The organism is Ruegeria hyattellae (genome assembly GCF_041537925.1).
Lineage (GTDB): Bacteria > Pseudomonadota > Alphaproteobacteria > Rhodobacterales > Rhodobacteraceae > Ruegeria_C.
Genome location: NZ_JBGOSH010000002.1, coordinates 552217 through 574735, shown reverse-complemented (window position 1 = coordinate 574735; position 22519 = coordinate 552217). Strand labels below are relative to the sequence as shown.

Sequence of the window (22519 nt, the reverse complement as noted above, 5' to 3'; positions counted from 1 at the left end):
AACATGCCCGGACCGCTCTTGACTATCGGCGCAGGCGTATCCTGCCCCCATGCCGCCCCAGCAACGGGCGCGCCGGGATTCCCGCGCGTGACACTTTCGGGCATGCCCGCGTCCATAGTGTCCGATCTCTGGACGGTTGTTGGCTGCCCTTTCCAGGTCCCAATCGGGACGGGCACGAAACCCCAGCCCTGCATCAAGGTGCAATGGACCGCACCGGCCACGCGCGTCTTGATCAACGGCGTACCCGCATTGCTCGGTACCTCTGCCGGGATCGGTCAAAGCGTCGAACAAATCCCGCAGGGGCCTGCAATCGTCTCGACCGTGCAACCAAGGGTGACGGGGATATGACACATATTGACTACCCTTTTGGCATTGATACGCGCGGGCGAACGCGGCGCACGGAGGATGCGGAGTATGTGCGCGATCTTATCGAGCAGGTGCTCTTTACCAATCCGGGCGAGCGCGTGAACCGCCCGAACTTCGGTTCGGGAATCCTGCAGGCGGTCTTTGCGCCCAACTCCGATGCGCTGGCAGCGACGATCGAGGCCAGCGTGAAAGCCGCGCTCGATCAATGGGTCTCGGACCTGGCACAAGTTGAAACGATCCGGGCACGCGCGGACGAAGAGAAACTGATCATCGACATCATCTACCGTTTGCGGCGTACGGGCGAGCGGCGAGAAACACGTCTGGAGCGGGTGCTATGAGCAGCGAACGCTATACCTGTGCACGGCCCCAGCGGCTGCAGATCTTGCGGGAACAGGGGGCGATCAACGGGCTCGATTTCCTCGAGATTGCCGACCCGGCACAGACCCAGCTGCGCGTAGTATTCGCGCATCCGCTGCCAGGTGAACCGGGCGAAGTGCCAGCTGCTGGTACGCCGATTGACGAGACAAATATTGTCGTGTTGGGCGGTGAGCGCATCCGGGGCATCCGGGTCGAGAGTATGGCCGTGGCGGGCAATGAGGCGCTCATTACCGTGAACAATGCGGGTGATTTCTCACCCTACCGTTTACGGCTTGTGGCCGACGCGACACTGCCGGACGGGCCGCCCCCGGCAGGATTCGATCCATGGCTGGCTGAGATTGCCTTTTCCTTCAAGGTGGAATGCCCAAGCGATTTCGATTGTGCGCTAGAGGCGGCTTGCGAAGAGGCCGAACTGAAAGAACCGGTGCTGAATTACCTCGCCAAGGATTACGAGAGTTTCCGGCGGCTGATCCTAGATCGCATGGCCTTGCAGGTCCCCGATTGGCAGGACCGCTCGGCCGCGGACATGCAGATCGCACTGATTGAGATCCTCGCTTTTCTGGGCGACCAACTGAGCCAGTACCAGGATGCGGTGACCCCCGAGACTTACCTCATGACATCGCGTTTGCGACGATCGGTCTCGCGCCATGCGCGGCTGCTGGATTATCGCCTCGGGCAGGGTCTGAATGCAAGGAGCTATGCGCATGTGGCCGTGACGGCATTCAGTGCGGCGGATGGTGCGGTGTTGCCGGCGGGGACACGTCTGCTGACAAAAACAGAGACGACGCAGACCACGATTGCGCCTGCGGAGCTGGACACGGCGCTTGGGCAAGGGCCAGTGGTATTTGAGACGATGGCCGAACTGACTATGGCCGAGCCGCGCAATGCAATTGCGATCCATACATGGTCCGATGACATTTGCTGTTTGCCGCGAGGGGCCACTTGTCTCTGGATCGCTGACACTCCTGCTCATGGATTGGCACCGGGCGATTTGTTGCTGCTTGAGGAAATCGCCAGCCCCGAGACGGGCCTGCCGCAGGATGCCGACCCGGAGCGTCGCCATGTGGTGCGCCTGACCGACCTGATCGCAATGCGGGATGACCTAGAAGGGATCGACGTTACGGAAGTACACTGGGACGCCGCCGATGCGCTCCCATTTTCCTTGTGTGTCTCGGCCGAAGTGCTCGACCAGAACGGAACGCCGCAGATCCTCCCAACCAGCCTGGTTCGCGGCAATATAGTGGCTGTGGATGACGGGCTGACCCTTGCCGGCCAGACGCTTGATCCTCCGACCCGCCTCGACGCCCGCCTCTATGAACCGCGCCTGCCGAAAGTGCCTGTCGTCTTCCGCGAGGGTTACGATGCGAGCGCTGCACTCGATCAACCCGCCGCGCAGCTCTTTCAGCGCACAGCCGCTGCGGCACTGCCAGCCGTGACGCTCAGCGATGGGGTTGAAGATTGGCATGCGCGCGCGGACTTGCTGCGATCACGCCGGTTCGATGCGCATTTCGTAGGCGAGCCCGAGCGCAATGGGCAAGTCTACCTGCGCTTTGGCAATCACCGTTTTGGCAAGGAACCCGCAATCGGCACGATGCTTGTCGCAACCCTTCGAACCGGCGGAGGATCCGGAGGCAATATCGGTCGTGATACGCTGGCGCACATCGTGACCGATTTGGACGGGATCGAGACGGTGCGCAACCCGGTGCCGGGCCAGGGCGGCGCGCGGCCCGAGAGCCTGTCGATTGCACGCACATTCGCCCCGCAGGCCTACCGGACGCAGCGTCGCGCCGTGATTGCCGAGGATTACGCACGTGTCGCGGAAGAGGACCCCGATGTGCAGCGCGCAGTGGCCGAGCATATGTGGTTCGGGTCATGGTACACGGTCGTGATTACCATCGACGGGCGCGATGGACGGTTGATCAGCGAGGATGCGGCTTTTCGCACCGGATTGCTAGACCTGCTCGACGCACGGCGCATGGCAGGCGTGGATCTGCAATTGCGCGACCCAATCTTTCTGAACCTCGATCTCGCCGTGCGTGCTTGCGCCGAACCCGGGCGCTTTGCAAGCGATGTGCGCGCAGCCCTGATCGACCGGTTCACAGCGGGGCGTCAGGCAAATGGGCAGAAGGGCTTTTTCCACCCCGATAACCTCACCTTCGGGCAGGTCCTGTTTCCCAGCGAAATTCTAGCCGCAGCGATGGAGGTCGACGGAGTCCAGTCGGCTGAAATATCGCACCTGCGCCGCTGGGGCCAGCCGGGGGCCAACTTGATGACCCAAGGCAGCATCACGCCCGGCGCGGCCGAGGTGTTTCGGCTGGAGAATAACCCGAGCCTGCCGGAAAACGGGGTCTTTGCCTGCGACGTGGAGGGCGGATTATGAGCGACGTGCACCATGCCACAAATACCACCTGCGACTGCTGCAAAGACATAGCGCCACTCGTTCCGCGCCCGCGCGGCAACACGTCGGGCAAGGTTCGAATCGAGGCTCGGATCGGCACCCAAGCCGCTTTCAAGGCTGACATGCTGGCAGCCCTGGCACGCCGCGGCAGCTTGCGGCGCCTTTCGTCACGCGAGGATGACGACCCGACGGTGGCGTTGCTTGATGGCTGGGCCAGCGTGCTGGACGTGTTGAGTTTTTATCAGGAGCAGATCGCCAACGAGGGCTACATGCGCACAGCTGAGGAGCGCAGGTCGGTGGGGCACATGGCAGCGGGCGTTGGCTACAAACTGCGCCCGGGTGTGGGATCCGAGACCTATCTGGCCTTCACATGCGAGGCGACGCCCTCAACCCCCATCGAAGTGCCGATCCCGGCGGGTACGCAGGCGCAAAGCACACCAGCGCCGGATGAGACGGCGCAGATTTTCGAGACCAAGACCCAGATCATCGGGCGCCCTGAGTGGAACGCTCTGCGCCCGCGCCTGATGGAAACGGCGCCCGTGCGTCGCTTCATCAAGACAATCTACCTTGCGGGGACAAACACCCGGCTTGAACCCGGCCATGCGCTTTTGTTCGTGGCCGAAGACGCCGATACGGATCCCGGCAATGCAACCTACGATCTGCGCCGCGTGCAAATGGTCGAAACCTTTGACCCCGATGGCCCCGACGACCCGCGTCCGGCTTACACAAAAGTCACGCTCGACCGTTCGATCCGCTTCCTGATGTCTTCAGACAACGCCGAAATTCATGCCTTGCGTCAGCGTACGGCGGCGTTCGGGCACAATGCGATCCGCTGGGAAGATCTGCCCCTGCCCTTGCGCGTAGGCGAGATCAGCCCGGTCGACGGAACAACCTTCCTGCCCGGACCATATGCTAACGCTAAAGACAATTGGGCGAACGGGGCTTATTCCTCCTCGCTTTCAACGCTTTATCTTGATCAGGTCTATCCGCGCCTCGTGAAGAACAGCTGGATCGTGATGAGCAATTCTTCTTCGACCGCCCTTTATCGCGTGAGCAAGGTGCGCGAACGCACGCGCACGCAATTCCTTGTAACGGGCAAAGCTTCGCGGCTTTCGATCAACGGGGCCGGGGCGCAGAATTTCACGCCGCGCAACGTCAGCGTCTATTGCGAGAGCGAGCACCTGACCGTGTCGGAACGCCCGCGCACTCTTGCGGTCTCAGGCACAAGCGTCGTGCTGAACTCGGCTGTCGAAGGGCTTGAGCCCGGGCGGCACGTGGCTCTCACGGGGCTTTCGACCGATGGGGGGGCGGTCAGCGAGGTGTTGGCGATCAAGCAGGTTTCGTCGAATTCTGCCGGCTTCACGCGCTTAACCTTCGAGGTGGGGATGGCACATGTTTATGACCGCCTGTCTCTGCGCATTAACGCCAATGTGACGGCGGCAAATATGGGGGTGACGCGAGGCGAAATATTGGGCGATGGCAATGCGGCACAGCCCTTTCAACGCTTCGATCTGCAATCGGTCCCGCTGACTTATGTTTCAACTAACACGCCTACGGGTTCTGAAAGCACGCTGGAACTGCGCGTGGATGGTCAGCTATGGGACGAGGTGCCCACGCTTTACGGACAGGATACCGATGCGCGCGTCTATACGGTCACGAATGCGGATGACGGTGCCGCAAGCATAGAATTCGGGGATGGGCAGACTGTTGGCAGCAGGCTGCCCTCGGGTCAGTCCAACGTAACCGCCCGCCTACGCATCGGCATCGGGACCGACGGGAACCTGCCAGAGAACCGGATCGATCAGCTGGCCTCGCGCCCTTTGGGTGTGAATGGCGTACTGAACCCGGTGCCTGCATCCGGGGCGGCAGATGCAGAGGAAACGCGCGAGGCGCGCCAGAACGCAGCAAGGCAGACGCGGTTGGTGGACCGGATCGTCACGTTGAGCGACTACCAGGACTTTGCCGCGGGTTTTGCCGGGATCGAAAAGGCGCTGGCTCAGACCCTCTGGACGCGGGCACAGCGGCTGATCCACATCACGCTTGCAGGGGCAGACGGGGCCCCGGTGCTGCCGATGACGGCGCTTTACGACAACCTCAGTAAGGCGATTGACCTGGCGCGGCATTCCGACGAACCCGTTTCGATCGGGTCTTATTCGGCGCGCAGTTTCATTTTGGCCGCGGATCTGTCCGTTTCGCCCGAACTGGTGCCCGAAGACGTGGCCGCCAAGGCGACCGCACATGTATCCGAGGTCTTTTCTTTCGCGAACCGGCGCTTCGGGCAGGGTATCAGCCAGGCTGAGATCATGTCGGTCCTGCATGCCTGCCCGGGCGTAGAGGGCGTGATCCTGCGCACTTTCGATTTCGCGGGCCAATCCGGTGTCAAAGACCTGCTGCCCGCGGCCCTGGCGCGGCAAACGCCCAACGGTGTGCTGTCAGCAGAGCTTCTTCTGCTTGATACGGCGTCGCTTGATCTGAAAGGAGCGTTCTGATGGCCCTCGACCAGGATCGCATCTACGAATTGCTACCCGCAATCTACCGGTTACGCGATGCCGAGGCAGGCGGCGGAGCGCTTGAGGATCTGGTGGGCATTATCGCCGAGCAGGCCGAGGCGATGGAAGAGGACATCGCCGCGCTCTACCGCAACTGGTTTATCGAGACCTGCGATCCCTGGGTCGTGCCCTACATTGCAGATCTGCTCGACGTGCGCCAGACGCATGATGTCACCGCAAGCCGGTCTCTTCCACAGAGAGCCTACGTAGCCAATACGCTCGCATACCGCCGGGGCAAGGGGACGTTGCCGGTGATCGAGGAGGTCGTGCGCGACGTTACGGGCTGGATCACGGCGGCGGCCGAGCACATGCTGGATCTTTCGGTTACGGCCAATATGAACCATGTGCGTCCCGGTCATCCGGGCACGCTGGATCTGCGGAATGCGGCGCAGCTGGGCCTGACGGACGGCGCTTTCGATCCGGGGCCGCGTACTTCCGAGATGCAGCGGATTGCCGATGGGGACGGGCGCTACAACGTGCCCAATATCGGGCTGTTTGTTTGGCGCGCCGAGGCCTTCCCGCTTGCGCAGGTACAGGCGAGGCGTACGGATGGGGGCGGCTCGGGGCGCTTTCACCTCGATCCGTTGCGGCGTGATATCCCGCTCGCCAACACGCCCGAAAGCGAGGCGACCATCGATAGCCTCACGAGTGAGGAACACACGCCCGGGCTGTTGCGACCACTGCAGCTGTTCCTCGAGCTTGAAGCACGGCGGCAGGCGATTGCGGATGCACATCCCATGCCCACGCCGCAATTCTTCACCAACGAGCCGCCCTTCGAGGTGTGGATTGCTGACAACCCGGGCGACCCGCTCACGCTTGTGCCACCGGAAGAGGTCATGATTTGCCATTTGGGGGATCTGCCGGGTGATCCGACCGAGTGGCAGCGGCCACCCGCACTGGAAAGCTATGCGCCAGCTTCGGGCGGGGCAGATGCCGACCTTCCCATTCGCGTCGGAATTGACCCGTTGCGCGGGCGCGCGGCCTTACCGACGGGTCAGGATGTGGACGACCTGCGCGTGACCCATGCAATGCTTGCAATGGGAGATATAGGCGGCGGGCCCTATGACCGCACCGACACCATAGTCGAGGCCTTGGGTGAGCGGGCCATCGACTGGCAGGCGCTGGTGACGCTGCGCGAAGCTGCCGATGGGCTGCAAACCTTTGGAAGACTGCAAGATGCGATTGCAACCTGGAATGGGTTAGCTTCGGGGCAGGTGGGTCTGATCTGCGTGGGCGACAATGTGCCATTCATCGAGGATTTGACCGGCCCCAACCGCATCGAGATCGCCGAGGGCAGCCTTCTGATAATAGCCGCCGCTGACTGGCCAGCCTTGCCCGTGCCCGAGGGTGGCCCGGGTGAAACCGCGCGCAATGTGGGGCTTTACGATGCTTCCGGTCTGCGCCCGGCCCTGGTTGGCGACCTTACCGTGATCGGCACGCCACCTGCCGGCAGCGATCTGCCGGGCGGGCTGGTGATTGACGGGTTGGTCGTCGATGGTGAGATCGACGTCGCAAACTCACCTGGTGAGGGCTTGGGCCTGTTGCGCCTGGCGCATTTGACGCAACCGCCCGCTCAAGAGATCCGCGTGGGCACGGATAACGAGGCTCTGTTGCTGGATCTTTGTCGCGTACGGACCGGGGGGATCGGTGCGTTGGGTGACATCCTGCATCTTTGCGTCACGGAGAGCGTGATCGAGGGTAATCCGGCCATCCTGCTGCAAGGCGGCGAGGTCCTGATGGAACGGGCCACTCTGTTGGGGCCTGTAACAATCGAGAGCATCCACGCCAGCAACACGCTTTTTACCGAAGCCACTGTGGCGCGCCGTCTGCAGACGGGTTGCGTGCGCTTTTCCTTTGTGGCGAACGGATCGGATTTGCCGCGCCGCTATCGCTGTCAGCCCGACCTGGCCCTCGACGGTGCCGCGCCTGCCGACGTCCCGGGGATTCTCGCGGCCATGGTGCCCAGCTTCCAGTCGTTGAACCCGGACAGCTATGCTTATGCCCTGCTGGATTCGCGCGCCCCGGTCGAGATCCGCGAAGAAGCGGATGACGGCGCAGCCATGGGGGCCATGGGATTCCTGATGCAACCACAGCGCCGCGCCAATACGCGCGTGGCGCTTGATGAATACCTCCGCTTCGGGCTCGAGGCGGGGCTGATCGAGGTGACGTGAGATGTCAGCACTTAGCCTCAATGTGAAGGAGAGCCGCCATGCACGGTGATTTCAGCAGATGGACCTTTGATGCGTCCTCGGGCGACCGGGGGGTCTTGACCTTCCAGGGCCGGCTCGTTCTGGACCAGGACCTGAACAAGCAATGGGCGATCACTGATTATCTGCGCCAGCGCCGAACCACCCACATCGTCGGTCCCTGTGGCGCGCCCGAGGACGAGGCGGGTTTTGCCATAGCGCCCCTTGGGGCGGGGCTGGGTGCCGGTGCGGGTGCCTATTACGTGCATGGAGTCCTTTGCGAAAACAGCGAGGTCGTGTCGCTTGAGGCGCAGCCGCATATGCCCACCGATGCGCCTATTGTGCGACTGGCCAATGGGACGGATGTCACGCTGAATGCAGCGCCCGATGGGCTTTATATTGCTGTGCTCGACCGCTGGACGCGCCTTGTGACGCCCCTGCAGGAGCCCGAAATTCTTGAGCCCGCCCTTGGCGGCGCCGACACGACCGGTGTGACGCGGACCATCTGGCAAGTGCGGCTTGTTCAGGCCGGACCGCTCGGCGACGCTGTGCATTGTGAAAGCGAACCACAAGCTTGGTTGGATCTGACCGCCGAGTCCACAGGCACCTTCCGTGCGCGGGCGCAACCATCGCTCAATGCGGGTGGGCCCTGCGTGGTCGAGGCGGGCGCAGGCTATCGCCGCGTCACGAACCAGACCTATCGGGTTGAAATTCATCAGCCAGGTCCGGTGGGCACAGCCACATTCAAGTGGTCGCGCGAAAATGGTTCGGTGGCGACACGTTGGCTGTCGAGCAGCGGGGCCAACCTGACAGTAGACAGTATCGGGCGGGATCGCGCGCGGGGCTTTGGACCCGGAGATTGGGTCGAGCTGATCGACGATGACCGCGTCTTGCAGGGCCTGCCGGGCACGCTGGTGCAACTGGCCAACGCGCAGGACAATCTCTTGATCATCAATATCGCAACTGCAGACGGGCCGGTGGACATTGCGAGTTTCGGAGCCAACCCGATCATTCGCCGCTGGGACAGTGACGGAGCCCAGACGGTGACAGTGCCGGGCGGGAACCAGGGCTATCTCGTGCTTGAAGACGGGGTCGAGATCGGGTTCGAGGCCGGTACGGAATATGGCTTGGGCGACTACGTGATGATCCCTGCGCGATACGAGACAAACGACATTGAATGGCCGCGTGACCCGAATACGAACCAACCCCTGCGCTTGCCGGCCCAGGGCATCCATCACGCCTATTGCAAGCTAGCCGTAGTGCAGAATGACGGGGTCTGGTCGCTGGTTTCCGATTGCCGCCCGCAGTTTCCGCCGCTAACCGGCCTTGTCAGCATGGACATGCTGGGAGGCGACGGGCAGGAGGCCGCGCCCGACCCGAGCGATGCGACCAACCTCGTGCCGCTCGATCAGCCTTTGCGGGTTGGAGTTTCGCGCGGCTCAACCCCTCTGCCTGGGCGCCGCGTGCGCTTCACGGTGGTCGAGGGTAACGGGCAACTTTCGGGCGGTGCGACATCGCTTGTGGCCCTTACCGACGCCGCTGGCGTGGCCAGCGTCGACTGGCGTCTCGACGGAGCCACCCGCGCGCAGCGGGTCGAAGTGGATCTGCTCGATCCCGGCGGAGACAGGCGGCATCTGCCAATAAGTTTCAGTGCCACGCTCAGCACGGCGGACGAGGTCTCTTTTGATCCGGCGAATTGTCCGCCGTTGGCCGGTACGCAGAACGTGCAAGCGGCCATCGAATTGCTCTGTCAGATTCAGCAGGGGGGCTGCGCAACCTATATCGTGACGCCTGACATGGACTGGGTGGCCCTTTTAGAAGGCCTGCAGGCGGGCGAGGATGCGCATATCTGCTTCCAGCGCGGGCGTTACACGGCGAACCGGACGGTGGAATTGCGAGGCAACGGGCATATAGAGATCTCGGGCTGCGGAGCTGGCACGCAGATCGTCGTGACGCGTGCGGAACGGGCCATCGAGGCGATCGATTGCGACAGTTTCAGCCTGCGCGAACTGAGCGTGTCGACACCGGATGGGGGCGATGCGGTGGGCCATGTGCGCCATCTGGGCGGGACGGTTACGGTCACTGGTTGCCCAGATGTTCTGGTTGCCGATACGGCTCTATTTTGCGGTGCGAGTGCCGAGCGGGAACGGACCTGCCTCACTATACGCCCGCGCGATTTCGACCAGAACCGGCGGCCAACGCCCCTGCGCTCGGTCCGGGTGACGGGGAATCGGCTGACGACAGGATATGGGCAAGTGGGCATGCTGATCACCGATGCGGCCCGGCTGCGCATCCGGGACAATGATCTGGTGGTGGGTGCCCGCCCACGTGGCCTGACACTCGACCGGTTGCTTGCCAATCCGGTGCGGCGGGCGTCTCTGGTTGCGGAGCTTGTGGCGCAGCCCAATTTGGAGAGTCAGTCGCCGACAGTGGGCACGCGGACTCTGCGTTCCGGAGCTTTTACGGCCTTTATCCCCTCATCCGTGCCGCAGGGGGAATGGCAGGCGCTGATGGATGCGAACCCGCCGACCGAGGCGCAATCCTCGAACCCGGATGCATTCCAAAGCTATGTGATGCGTCTTGTGGGTGAAGCCACGCAGGATTCTTCGCGCCTGCCGAGTTATGAAGCGCAGTTAACCAGTCTACGCGAAGGGATCGGCGACAGCGCATTCCGGCGGCTTGAAACGCAGGTCATCACGAATCTGCTGATCCGGGCGCCGGTTACGGTGCAACGCTTTGACGCGGGCGACGACCAACGCAATACTTCTTTGGTGCAGGATAACCGACGGGTGACCTTTGACAGCCCTATAAGCGATCGGGACTGGCAGGCCATGGCGCGCGCGGCGCCACCGGGTCCGTTACGTACGGATCGAGATCTTTTGCTATATGCGCGTGCAACGGCGGACCGGATCATCCGGGACGCAACCTTCCGCAATCGCTTTGCCTCGGCGGCGACTTGGTTCACGGCGCTGGCGCAAAACGTGCAGCCAACGGCCTATCAAGGGATAGTGATCGGTGGGCGAACGCTGGGTTCAGCCGATATCTCGGGCAACCGGATCGAGGGCTGCGGAATCGGACTGCAGGTGGGGCTGAGCCACTCCGACGCAACACGGCAGAGCTTTGATACGGCGGGTTCGATCACGGTGCGGGACAACGAGATCTTCCTTCGTCGGCCGGTAGAGCAATTCGCAGGCGCTTTTGGGGTCTTCGTGGGCAATGCTGCGCGGTTGCGGTTTGACGGGAACCAGATCCGCTGGGCGAGCGGACGGGACGGGCGGGCGCGTTATTATGAGGGCGTGCGCCTTTACGGGCGGTTCGGGGATTTCGTGATGTTCAAAGACAATCTTGTCGACTTGAACGGTTCGACCACCTGCCTGCGCATGACACATACGGGGCCAACGGAAATGTCTTCGCAGGTGCAATGGCTTGCGGCGGACAATTGGTCGTTGGGGAGCAATCCAGGTATTGTAGCCCCGAGCGCTATGGTGCTGCGCAATAACAAGCGGTGAGACCGATGGCGGGATTGGATCGCTGGCGCGATGGGCCTCAGGGAGCGTTGCGCCAGTCCGCCTGCCGCCTCCTTTCCCTCCAGGTTTTCTATAACACCCGAACAAAAAATTGAGGAACCTGAGTAGCACTGTTTGCGATTGAGCCTTTCTGGTGAAAGGCCTCAAAAGCGTTTCAGGTATTTGGAAATGTTCCATGGGCAAATGGAAGGGGCGTCTGTGAAACAATCGCTGCGATCAGACGCGTAAGCGGGCGAAATGATCAGTTGGCGGGCTTGGCGCGAATCGCCTCTCATGCTAGAATTTCGAAGACTTTGACACGGATGCACGGTGCTTTTCTGTTAGGCTTTATCGGCTCTGTCGTTTGGTTTGCAGTTGAAGGGGTTCGAGTCCCCGTTGGAGTTTTGAAGCGAGGCGGATCACGGCTCGCTTCTTCATTTTAGGGTCTGAGGTTTCCAACCAGGCAGGTATGTTGAAGCGCGAGGAACTTGCGCTTTCGATCTGGTTTGATCCTGAGATGGTCTGGACCCCGCAGTCGACCGACAAACGCGCCCGGCGGCGGTGTTTCATCGATCCAAACTTGCCTGACCTTGGCATTGAAATTGTGTGGCACCTACAGCATCATCATCGGAAATGACCGCATCCAAAATCAGTGGTTCGGTGATCCCCGCAAATTCGCCCGCCGTCGTTTTTGATGGTGCGTTTTGCAATCTGAGTTCCGAATTTTCTGACATCTGGGCGGATCATTTGGTAGCCCAAGATGGGTCTCGTTCGACGAGCAGGTCCTCAACATCGCGTAGACCGAGCGCAACGCGAAGGTAGGACAGCATAGAGTGCGCCGCAAATTACTTGTGGCCGCAGAGCGATCTCAAAAACTATCACGCGGGCCAAGAGATCTGCCGAGAGGGCAAGCACCAACACTCGAGCCGAGGCAATTAAGTGGGGTTGATCATGCTGTTTCGCCTCTGCCTAAACTTCTGCTTCCTGGGCGCGCTCGTAGGTGCCCGCCTTCAGCCGCAAACTGACTTCCAGAACTGATGCCAGGGCTCCGATGCAAACGAGGAACCCCGATATCGGGACAATCGCGATTGCGTATTTCTTGGGCATGTAATTCGGCTTGAAGACCAACGTGCCGTCTTCCCAGGCAAAATACCACATCTCCCAGTATTTGCCGCCCATGGTGGAGACTGCCTCTATCCCATAGATGATCATCACGACGCCAAGCCCAAAAATGACCAGAGACCAGAACTGCTCAAGCGCGAAGGCCAAGCCAAGCGGAAGCCAAGAGTAGATCAGATGCAGCGCAATGTGATCCTTGTCCCGGACCGTCAGGGCCAGGGCGAGGAAAACCAGCCAGATATTGCTGAGAACCGTCAGAAGGTCGCCCCATACCGGCGGGTTTTCAAACACATAGCGCATCACGACCGAATACACTGTAAAAGCAACCATCAGCAGCAAAAGGACAGCACAGAATGCAGTCAGGATTTTGCTGACGGCAGTATCGATGAATTTGACAATTCCGATCATCTGAAAACTCTCCCATCTAGGACGGTTGCGCCGGCCAGAGCGTGTTGGCGGCGGTGAAACGAAGCCTTCGTCATTTCACGAACCCCAATACCTGGGGCAGGTACATCGTAAAGCCGGGTACGAGGATCAGCACGAATAGCAGGACAAACAGGGCGGCCAGATAGGGGACCATGGCCAGAGCGACTTTCTCCAGTCTGACATTTGCGATGGCGCCCGCGGTAAAGAAGGCAACGCCAACCGGTGGCGTGACAGAGCCGATCAGGAACCCGACAACCACAACCAATGCAGCCTGAACGTCCGCATAGCCCGCCTTCACCATGACATCGATCAGGACCGGACCGACAACAATGATGTTGGCCGCTGAATCCATTACCATTCCCAGCAGGAAGATGAAGAGCACCAGCACCAGTGCGAATAAAAGTGGATTGTAAGCGTAGCTCAGCAGCCATTGCTCAAGCTGGTTGATTGCCCCCATTGAGGTCAGAAGCCAGCCGAACGGACCCGCCGCTGCGATGATGATGAACACCATGGCCGAGTTCCGAAAGGCCCGGACGAAGGCGCCCTTGCAATTGTCCCAGTTGATGGTGCGATACACGAACAGCCCGACGAACAGCGCGATGGTGGCCGTCAATGCACCTGCTTCGACAACGCCGGCGATGCCAAACACGACCGAACCCACCAACACCGCCGGAATGAGCAGCGCGAAAGAAGATTTGTAGCCGACAATTGCAATGGCCTTCAGGCTGAAAGGTTCTTCGCTGCGCTCGAAATTGTTGCGCTTTGCGATGACGTGGTTGATCGCCATCAGCAGCCCACCGATCATGATGCCGGGTACGATGCCGCCGGCAAACAAGGCGCCGACCGAAATACCACCAGCATTTGCCAGCACGATCATCATGATCGATGGCGGGATAATCCCGCCGATGGTGGAACTGACTGCAGTGATCGCTGCGGCAAAGGCAGAAGGATAGCCCGCCCGCTTCATGGCGGGCACCAGCAACGACCCGACGGTTGCGGTGTCTGCAACGACCGATCCGTTCATTCCGGCAAAAAACATGCTGACCAGCACATTCGCCTGGGCCATGCTGCCGCGCATCCGGCCGATCAGGCGTTGGCTCAGTTCCACTAACCTGTCGGTGATGGTGGCGCTGGTCATAAGTTCTCCGGTCAGCATGAAAAACGGAATTGCCGTCAGTGGTACTGAGTCGATGGCGCTGAACATCTGGCTGGGGATCAGGATCATCGGGGCGGCATCGGTGATCAGGATGTAGACGACCGGAATCAGGATCAGTGTAAACCCAACCGGCGCACCCAGCATGATCAGCAGCACGAGGATGATCAGGAGAAGGATACTTTCCATGAGTGCTTTCCACTTACAGCTGGGAGAACGGGGTTCTTTAGGAGTATGTGGACGGCGCGGGATTGGAGTCCGCACCGCCCATCTTGTTCCGGTGCAATGCGTGGGTTACAGCGCACCGGCCTGTTTGAGCTGCTCGACGAAGTCGCTCATGCCCTGCTCTTCAAGCACGCGGGTTGCCGTTTCCGGATCGAAGGTACCTTTTGCGTTGATCCAGGCGTCGATTGCGCCAGCGCGCCATTGCGCCAGCTCTTCCTCGTTGGGTACGTACCATTCCTCGATCTCGGCCTTGATCGCTTCCTCACCATCCGCAACCCACTGACGATCAAGCTCTTGAACGCGCTGGCCAAAGGCATCGGCCGCCGCATGCAGCCATTCACGTTCCTGGTCGGTCAAAGCGTCATACTGGCGTTTGTCCATGGACAGCTGGTTGCCGGACCACGACCCACCGATCTGAGTGTAGTATTTTGCAACTTCGTGCAGCTTTGCGATCTCTTGCCAGGGGGTAGCAACATACTGTCCCGACACAACGCCTGTCTGCAGACCCTGATAAAGCTGGGTCCAGTCATAGGGAACCGGCACGGCACCCCAGTTTTTGATCAGGGTATATTCGATCGGGCTTTTGGTGACGCGCCACTTGATGCCTTCCATGTCCGAAGGAACATGGACCGGGCGAAGGGCGTTGCCGAGCTGGCGGAAACCACCGCTGGAATAAACTGTCAGGCAGACGTGGCCAGCCTCTTCGGCGGCAATTTCACATTGCTTTTTGCCCAGCCATTCCGAGGAGATGCGATCTGCATCCTCGATGCTCTTGAAGATATAAGGCAGGTCGAAAATCGACAGAGAGGTTCCGAAATTGCCAAAGTTCGCGGTGGAGCTGGTCCAGAGTTGCAACAGCCCCTGGTTGGCCTGTTCACCGCAGGTCTGCTCGCCACATAGCGAGCCACGATAGTGAGGCTCGATGCTCATCTCGCCACCGGACACTTCGGTGAGTGTCGGGATCAGCGCCTGGTCAATGGCATCGCCAATCGGCATGCCCAGACGGCCTACCGTGCCCAGTTTAAGAACCGTTTCAGCGTTTGCTGATTGCGCGAACAGCGCCGCGACAGACGCAATGCACAGCGCCTTCCCAATGGACGTGATCTTCATCGGATTGATCTCCCTTCGACATCATTTTGCTTGCCTCAATCATCGAAGCCGTCAGCATTCATGGAAAGTGACAGATCGGTTGAAAGGAGAGGACAGGCAGAAAACGGGCTGCGGAAAAAGGGCAAAACAGAGTAGCATTCACAGGTGGACAGAGATGCGAAAACGAAGGGGAACCAGTTGAGTACGGCCGCACCGCGTTTTGCCAAACTGCCCGAAAACTCCAATCTGAGCCTGCGCGATCAGATTTGTGAATCCGTCAGCGCGGCCATCACATCCCAATCTCTTGCGGTTGATCGTCCCTTGCCGTCCTGCCGTGAACTGGCCGAACAACTCGGGGTATCCCGCAATACCGTTTTCGCGGCGTATAACCGTCTTGTCGATCTGGAGCTTCTGGTTTCGCGTGATCGGTCAGGCTATTTCGTTAATCCGGAAATGGCCGCCCTGCAGCAAGCCGTCGAAAGCGAGGCCGTGACCGCAGCCAGCTCAGTCACTTGCCCCGTCAGTTTTCGGGAAAACGAGCTCATGCCAGTGGTCAATCCGCTGGATTGGCACACCTATCCCTATCCGTTCATCTACAACCAGATAGACCCCGATCTTTTCCCGGTCGATGGCTGGCGCGAATGCACACGTCAGGCGCTGGGGCGCAAGCATATGCCGGTCTGGGCTAGCGATTCCGTCGAAAGCGACAGCCGACAACTGGTGCAGCAACTGCGCCAGAGATTGCTGAACACCCGCGGCATATATGCGGAAGAAGACGAGATACTGATCACACTTGGCTCTCAGAATGCGCTGTTCATATTGGGCACGATATTCTCTCAGAACCGCAAACCCATCGCGTTAGAGGATCCCGGATTCTTTGGGGCGCGAAACGCGTTTCGTCTATCCGGCAACGAGCTTGTCGGAGTGCCGATCGACGATGACGGGCTGATACCGTCTGCCATTCCGACAGGCTGCAAGCTGGTGTTCACGACACCCAGCCACCAGTTTCCGACCATGGTGACAATGAGCCAGTTCAGACGCGAAGAGCTGATCGAGGTCGCCGAGGAAAAAGACTTTCTGATCATCGAAGACGACTACGAAGCGGAAATGAATTATGTCGCGAAATCCTCGCCGTCGCTGCATTCCATAGATGACAGAGCGCGGGTCATCTATGTCGGCAGTCTTTCAAAAACTGTCTCTCCCGGCATTCGCATCGGGTTTATCGTGGCGCATCGGGACATCATCCGCGAGGCGCGGGTTGCCCGTGGCGTGATGATGCGCCACCCGCCGACAATCGTACAGGAGATCGTCGCGCTGTTTTTTCAGTTGGGCCACTACGACGCCCACCTCCGCAACATCGAACGGCGCTACAAGAAACGCTGGCACGCGATGAATTCCGCATTGACCAGACATCTGGGGATGCTGCAGCACACTCAATCCGAAGGCGGCACCTCGTTCTGGCTGTCGGGGCCAGTAGGTTTCGACGCCACCGAGCTTGCCGGTCGCTTGCGCAGCAGGGGTGTTTTGGTGGATCGGGGGCAGGACTATTATTTGAACTACAACGACAGGCGAAGTTTCAGGCTTGGATTTGCGTATGTCCCGGTCGCCAACATGGATGCCGGGCTGCAAGTGATTGCCGAAGAAGTCCGGGCGATGATGTAACGTCCTTTCCAATTTGTCTGCCTATACCAGCCCGACGCGACAGGGGCCGGTCACTTGTGCAATTTCTGCCGCGCCTACAAGGGCAGACACGAGGTTTTGCGCGGACAAACAAAACAACTGTCCTTTCGAAAGCGCCAGCCTGTCTCTCGTCCAACGAAACCCAATCCAGTTATCAGTAGTACAAGATGCCCGGCTGTCTGCCTTGTCGCATCGCTATTCAGAACAAGGATTTGGCAAATTGACAGATCTCTCATTCCGCAGCCCGCTCGTGTCGCCCTACAGCTATCACGTCCCTGACGACATTCTCGAGAACATACGGGAACGGGTCGCAAATTACCCCTGGCACTATATGCCTGACGACGGCGGGTGGGACTATGGCGCCAACATCGATTACCTCAAAGAGCTTTGCACTTATTGGGTCGATGAATTCGACTGGCGCGCCCAGGAGGCGCGGATCAACAGTTTCACCAACTACAAGGCTCCGGTTGACGGTATCGACCTGCATTTCATCCATGAGCAGGGCAGTGGTGACAACCCGATGCCCCTGATGATCAGCCACGGCTGGCCAGGGTCCGTGGTGGAATTCCTTGACCTGATCGAGCCGCTGGCCCATCCCGAACGCTTTGGCGGAGATGTCAGAGACGCCTTTACCGTCGTGGCGCCATCGCTGCCGGGCTTCGGCTTCTCCGGCCGCCCTCCACGGCCATATGGTCCGCGGAGAATGGCCCGTGTCGTCAATACGCTGATGACCGACACGCTAGGGATCGACAGCTATCTTGCGCAGGGCGGGGACTGGGGCGGAGCGGTTTGCTCCTGGCTTGGTTTCGATCATGCGCCGGCTTGCTCGGCCATCCATATCAACGTGTTGACCATGCGCCACCCCGATGGTCCGCAGACCCCCGAAGAGGTCAATTGGGAAGCGCAGTTCGACAGTGACCAGATCATGCAGAACGGCTATCGCACCCAGCAGGCCACCCGCCCGCAGACGCTCAGCTATGCGATGATGGACAGTCCGGTCGGGATCGCCGCCTGGCTGGTCGAAAAGTTCCACGACTGGTCGGATGTCGAAACCGGAGACATCGAAAGTTCGCATTCCAAGGACGAGTTGCTGACCAACATCATGATCTATGTCACGACCCGAACCTTCAACTCGGCGTCGTGGATCTACTATGGCCGCCGTGAAGAAGGCGGGCGCGTTCTGTCGCCCGACGGTCACCGCGTAGAAGTGCCCACCGGCTGCGCCGTCTTCCCGGCGGAAATGCTGAACTGGCCACCAAGAACCTATGCCGACCGTATCTACAATATTCAGCATTGGACCGAGATGCCACGCGGTGGCCATTTCGCCGCGATGGAAGAGCCGGAATTGCTGCTCAACGACATTCGCAAGTTCGCACGTACCCTGCGTCGCTAGGACACGGAGACCCCGATGACATTTTCGCATGCAGAATTTCAGACCCTTGCCCATGGTCTGACCCCCACCGGGCAGGCCTTCATCGACGGCGCCTATCGAGACGCCCTGGATGATGAAACATTCGAAACCACCAACCCGGCAACGGGCGAGATTCTGGTGAATGTTGCACATTGCAAACTCGCCGATGTTGACCGCGCGGTTGCCGCTGCGCGCCGTGCCTTCAACGAAGGTTCCTGGTCGCGGGCGGAACCGGAACATCGCAAGGATGTCCTGCTGAAAGTCGCCGCGCTGGTGCGTGAGCATACCCATGAATTGGCGCTTCTCGAGAGTCTTGACACGGGTAAGACCATCACCGATTGCCTGCATGAAATCGGTACCGAAGTTCCGAATTTCTTCCAGTGGTATGCGGAACTGATCGACAAGACCTTCGGCAAGGTAGCAGCAACCGGACCCAGCGCACTTGGGCTGGTGGTGCAGGAACCTATTGGGGTTGCGGGGGCCATTCTACCGTGGAATTTTCCACTGCTGATGGCGGCCTTCAAGATCGCCCCGGCGCTGGCATCGGGGTGCTCGGCCGTCGTCAAACCGGCTGAACAGACCCCACTGTCTACCCTGCGCCTGGCCGAACTGATCCATCAGGCCGGGGTGCCCGATGGCGTGCTCAACGTGGTTCCCGGCTTTGGTCACACGGCAGGCCAGGCAATCGGTTTGCATGGCGACATCGATACGGTATCCTTCACCGGTTCTACCGAAGTGGGGCGGATGTTTCTGCGCTACGCCGGTGACAGCAATCTCAAGGCGGTTGGGTTGGAACTTGGCGGCAAGAGCCCCTTCATCGTATTGGACGATGCGGCGATCAATGACGAACTGATCGATCACGCAGCCATGGCAGCCTTCTGGAACGGAGGCCAGAACTGTTCGGCCAACATGCGGCAGTTGATTGCGGCGCCGCTGGTCGAAGAGTTCACCGGGCGGATCGTAGAGCGGGTGAAATCATTCAAGCTGGGTGACCCGCTGGACCCGGCCACCGAAATCGGATCGATGATTACCAAGGACCACAAAACGATGGTCATGGACTACATCCAGAGTGGGTTGGATGACGGGGCAAAGATGGTCATTGGCGGTAACAGTGACCTGCCCGGGTTTTTCATTGAGCCGACGGTCTTTCAGAACGTGACGCCCAACATGAAAATCGCCCGCGAAGAGATCTTTGGCCCTGTTCTGGGCATCATGCCCGTTCAATCCAGCGAAGAGGCGCTGGCCGTCGCCTGTGACACAGAATACGGCCTGCACGCCTCCGTCTTTACTCGCGACATTGATCGCGCGATCCACATGGCCCGTGCCTTGCCCTGCGGTACGGTATCGGTCAACGGCTACTCGGAAGGGGACATCAAGACACCGTTCGGCGGCTACAAGCAGTCCGGTTCCCTGGCCCGCGACATGGGCATCGAGGCGCTGTCGCAATATATGCAGACCAAGACGATCTGGATCTGTAGCTGAGCCTCGAAAGAACCGGCAGCACAGCAAACACGCCTTGATGTCTTCGGGTCAGAGTGATCTCAGGTGCCTTCGAAAAGCATGATCAATGCTGCCAGCCTAGTACCCTTCTTCTATTTTGCAGGCGATTTCCGAGAATTAACTTATGCGCGCGCCGACCTGCCGAACTGGACACATCTCTGCGATTGGCACCGCCCCCAACTGGCGCTAAAATGAAAAGCTCCGATCAGCAGATTGGGCCTGGATCGGAGCACGGTCTTGAGGGTCCAAATCTAGCCGACTCCGGATCAAGGAAAACAGATGAACCGAAACATCGCTCAGCTTGTGTCTGATCGCTCCCGCCTTCTGGGGCCAAATGTTTCCACCTTCTATGACGATCCCGTTCACGTCGTGAAAGGTGACGGTGTCTGGCTTTGGGACGCAGATGGGCGCAAATATCTGGATTGCTACAACAACGTTCCGCATGTGGGACATTGCAACGAGCGCGTGGTCGAGGCGATTTGCCGCCAGACCAAGACGCTCAATACGCACACCAGGTACCTGCATGACGGCATACTCGATTATGTGGAACGCCTGACCGGAACGATGGGTGTGTCACTGGACACTGCGATCATGACCTGTACCGGGTCCGAGGCCAACGACGTCGCGCTGCGCATGGCCGAAGCCGTTACCGGCAAGCGCGGTATCGTCGCTACCGACGCAACTTATCATGGAAACACCGCTCTGGTCAGCCAGTTGAGCCGGTCAAACATTCCTTCTGTCGGTTTCGGTCTCGACCGGTTCTTCCGCTTTGCCGAAGCACCGGATAGCTACCGCAAACCGGATCCCGACGGCACGAAATTCGCCGATGCGGTTGCCGAGCAGATCGAAGAGCACGAAAAGTCCGGAACCGGTTTCGCGGCTCTGGTAATCTGCCCGTTCTTACTGAACGAAGGGTTCCCGATCATGACCGACGACTGGCTGAAACCGGTCGCCGAGGTCGTTCGCAAAGCTGGCGGGTTGCTGATTTGCGATGAGGTGCAGTCGGGCTTTGGCCGGACCGGTACACATTTCTGGGCGCACCAGAAAATGGGCGTCGTCCCTGATATCGTGACTTTGGGCAAACCCATGGCCAACGGCCACCCTGTCGGAGGGCTTGTCACGAATGCAGACACAATGAAGGCGTTCCGGTCGGGGTTCAGCTATTTCAACACATTTGGTGGCAACCCGGTCTCTGCAGCGGCCGCCATGGCAGTTCTGGAAGAGATGGAAGACAAGAAACTGATGGCCAATGCCAAGGCCGTTGGTGATCACGCACGGGCACGTCTTGCGAAGATGAAAGACGATTATGACTTCATTGGCGACGTGCGCGGATCGGGCATGGTGTTCGGCGCCGAGTTGGTGCTGGACCGCGAATCCAAAGAGCCGGCAAGTGAATTCACCGATCGCGTAATCAACGCCATGCGCAAGCGGGGGATCCTCCATTCAAAGCTCGGTCGACACAAGAACACGTTGAAAATACGCCCGCCCATGCCGTTCACCATTGAAAACGCTGACCTGCTTTTCGATACGCTCGACGACGTTCTGGCGCAAACCCCGCTGGCACAATGAGCCGTTCCGTCGAAAAGGCCCTGGTTCTGTGGGGCATGGAAAACGCAGAGCATCATCTGATTGCAGCCCGCGAAAACCATGTCTTCCGCGTGGACCATGGTGGAAATGCCTTTGCCTTGCGCCTGCACCGACAAGGGTACCGTACCGACCGTGAAATCTGGTCCGAATTACAATGGATGAATGCCGCGGCCAATGGCGGATTGCATGTCCCAGCCCCGGTGAAGTCCAAGTCGCGTGCCTTTCTTCATGTCGTCGACGACATTCAGATCGACGTTTTGACCTGGCTGGCAGGCAATCCGGTTGGCCGAACCGGCGAACCCTTGGAAACCGGCGACCGTCGGGGGCTGTTCCACGCGATTGGCCGCGAGATGGCCAAGCTCCACAATATCTCTAGCGCCTGGGTCATTCCCAATGGTTTTGAACGCTGTAAGTGGGATCGCGAAGGGTTGCTTGGCGAAGCGCCAGTCTGGGGTCGCTTCTGGGACAATCCAACCCTGACAACCGAAGACCGGACGCTGTTCCTTGAGGTTCGCGCACAGGCCAATGAAATGTTGAAGCAGTTGGAAACCGAATTGGACTACGGATTGATCCACGCTGATCTTGTGCGGGAGAACGTCTTGGTGGATGGCGACAAGCTACAGCTGATCGATTTCGATGATTCAGGCTTCGGCTTCCGTCTCTTCGATCTTGCGACGACGCTCCTGAAGAACCAGCGGGAACCCGACTATCCCGATCTTCGAGCAGCCTTGCTCGAAGGGTATGCGAGTCAGCGTCCGCTTGGCTCCGACGCTCTGGACCTGTTCCTTATGCTGCGTTCGCTGACCTATGTGGGCTGGATCATCACCCGTTTGCATGAAGAGGGTTCCGACATCCGCAACGCGCGCTTTGTATCGAGTGCACGATCCTTGGCCGAGGGTTTTCTCAAGACCTGAACCGAAGAGGCCTCGCGTGCAATACGTGATCT

The 22519-nt window shown here is 59.8% G+C and carries 15 protein-coding genes; 11 read left to right on the top strand and 4 right to left on the bottom strand.

Annotated elements, in window-relative coordinates:
* The first annotated feature begins 3 nt into the window (after nucleotides 1-3).
* From AB1E33_RS06635 to AB1E33_RS06610, 6 genes are read left to right on the top strand one after another with little or no spacing between them, the layout of a single operon-like run.
* Nucleotides 4-348: a hypothetical protein gene (locus AB1E33_RS06635; protein WP_372576465.1), complete on the top strand. Its 345-nt coding sequence runs from the start codon at nucleotides 4-6 to the stop codon at nucleotides 346-348.
* On the top strand, nucleotides 345-704 hold the full coding sequence (locus AB1E33_RS06630; protein WP_372576464.1) for a GPW/gp25 family protein: 360 nt from the start codon (nucleotides 345-347) through the stop codon (nucleotides 702-704). Before AB1E33_RS06635 ends, AB1E33_RS06630 begins: the two co-directional genes overlap by 4 nt.
* Nucleotides 701-3124: a putative baseplate assembly protein gene (locus tag AB1E33_RS06625; RefSeq protein WP_372576463.1), complete on the top strand. Its 2424-nt coding sequence runs from the start codon at nucleotides 701-703 to the stop codon at nucleotides 3122-3124. Before AB1E33_RS06630 ends, AB1E33_RS06625 begins: the two co-directional genes overlap by 4 nt.
* A complete protein-coding gene (locus AB1E33_RS06620; protein WP_372576462.1) occupies nucleotides 3121-5631 on the top strand; it encodes a baseplate J/gp47 family protein in 2511 nt (836 codons plus the stop codon). The genes AB1E33_RS06625 and AB1E33_RS06620 overlap by 4 nt, the downstream gene beginning before the upstream one ends.
* A complete protein-coding gene (locus tag AB1E33_RS06615) occupies nucleotides 5631-7862 on the top strand; it encodes a hypothetical protein (protein WP_372576461.1) in 2232 nt (743 codons plus the stop codon). Before AB1E33_RS06620 ends, AB1E33_RS06615 begins: the two co-directional genes overlap by 1 nt.
* Nucleotides 7863-7900: 38 nt before the next feature.
* Nucleotides 7901-11386 carry a DUF6519 domain-containing protein gene (locus tag AB1E33_RS06610; protein WP_372576460.1) on the top strand — a complete coding sequence of 1162 codons (3486 nt, stop codon included), beginning with the start codon at nucleotides 7901-7903 and terminating at the stop codon, nucleotides 11384-11386.
* Nucleotides 11387-11949: 563 nt separating this feature from the next.
* Here AB1E33_RS06610 and AB1E33_RS06605 read toward each other — a convergent pair.
* The 4 genes from AB1E33_RS06605 to AB1E33_RS06590 form a co-directional block, all read right to left on the bottom strand.
* Entirely contained in the window at nucleotides 11950-12117 is a 168-nt protein-coding gene (locus tag AB1E33_RS06605) for a hypothetical protein (RefSeq protein WP_372576459.1), read from the bottom strand.
* Nucleotides 12118-12352: 235 nt separating this feature from the next.
* Nucleotides 12353-12910 (bottom strand): TRAP transporter small permease, encoded by a 558-nt coding sequence (locus AB1E33_RS06600; protein WP_372576458.1) that lies wholly within the window; start codon nucleotides 12908-12910, stop codon nucleotides 12353-12355.
* A 70-nt stretch (nucleotides 12911-12980) separates the two neighbouring features.
* Entirely contained in the window at nucleotides 12981-14270 is a 1290-nt protein-coding gene (locus tag AB1E33_RS06595; RefSeq protein ID WP_372576457.1) for a TRAP transporter large permease, read from the bottom strand.
* Nucleotides 14271-14375: 105 nt separating this feature from the next.
* Nucleotides 14376-15416, bottom strand: a complete 1041-nt coding sequence (locus AB1E33_RS06590) for a TRAP transporter substrate-binding protein (protein ID WP_372576456.1) — start codon at nucleotides 15414-15416, stop codon at nucleotides 14376-14378.
* A 177-nt stretch (nucleotides 15417-15593) separates the two neighbouring features.
* Between AB1E33_RS06590 and pdxR the strand changes: the two genes are divergently transcribed.
* The 5 genes from pdxR to AB1E33_RS06565 all read left to right on the top strand — a co-directional run bounded on the left by pdxR (nucleotide 15594) and on the right by AB1E33_RS06565 (nucleotide 22487).
* On the top strand, nucleotides 15594-17057 hold the full coding sequence (gene pdxR / locus AB1E33_RS06585; protein ID WP_372576455.1) for a MocR-like pyridoxine biosynthesis transcription factor PdxR: 1464 nt from the start codon (nucleotides 15594-15596) through the stop codon (nucleotides 17055-17057).
* 238 nt (nucleotides 17058-17295) lie between these two features.
* On the top strand, nucleotides 17296-18468 hold the full coding sequence (locus tag AB1E33_RS06580) for an epoxide hydrolase family protein (RefSeq protein WP_372576454.1): 1173 nt from the start codon (nucleotides 17296-17298) through the stop codon (nucleotides 18466-18468).
* 15 nt (nucleotides 18469-18483) lie between these two features.
* Entirely contained in the window at nucleotides 18484-19968 is a 1485-nt protein-coding gene (locus AB1E33_RS06575) for an aldehyde dehydrogenase (protein WP_372576453.1), read from the top strand.
* A 297-nt stretch (nucleotides 19969-20265) separates the two neighbouring features.
* Nucleotides 20266-21555, top strand: a complete 1290-nt coding sequence (locus AB1E33_RS06570) for an aspartate aminotransferase family protein (protein WP_372576452.1) — start codon at nucleotides 20266-20268, stop codon at nucleotides 21553-21555.
* Nucleotides 21552-22487 (top strand): phosphotransferase enzyme family protein, encoded by a 936-nt coding sequence (locus tag AB1E33_RS06565; protein WP_372576451.1) that lies wholly within the window; start codon nucleotides 21552-21554, stop codon nucleotides 22485-22487. Before AB1E33_RS06570 ends, AB1E33_RS06565 begins: the two co-directional genes overlap by 4 nt.
* Nucleotides 22488-22519: the final 32 nt, after the last annotated feature.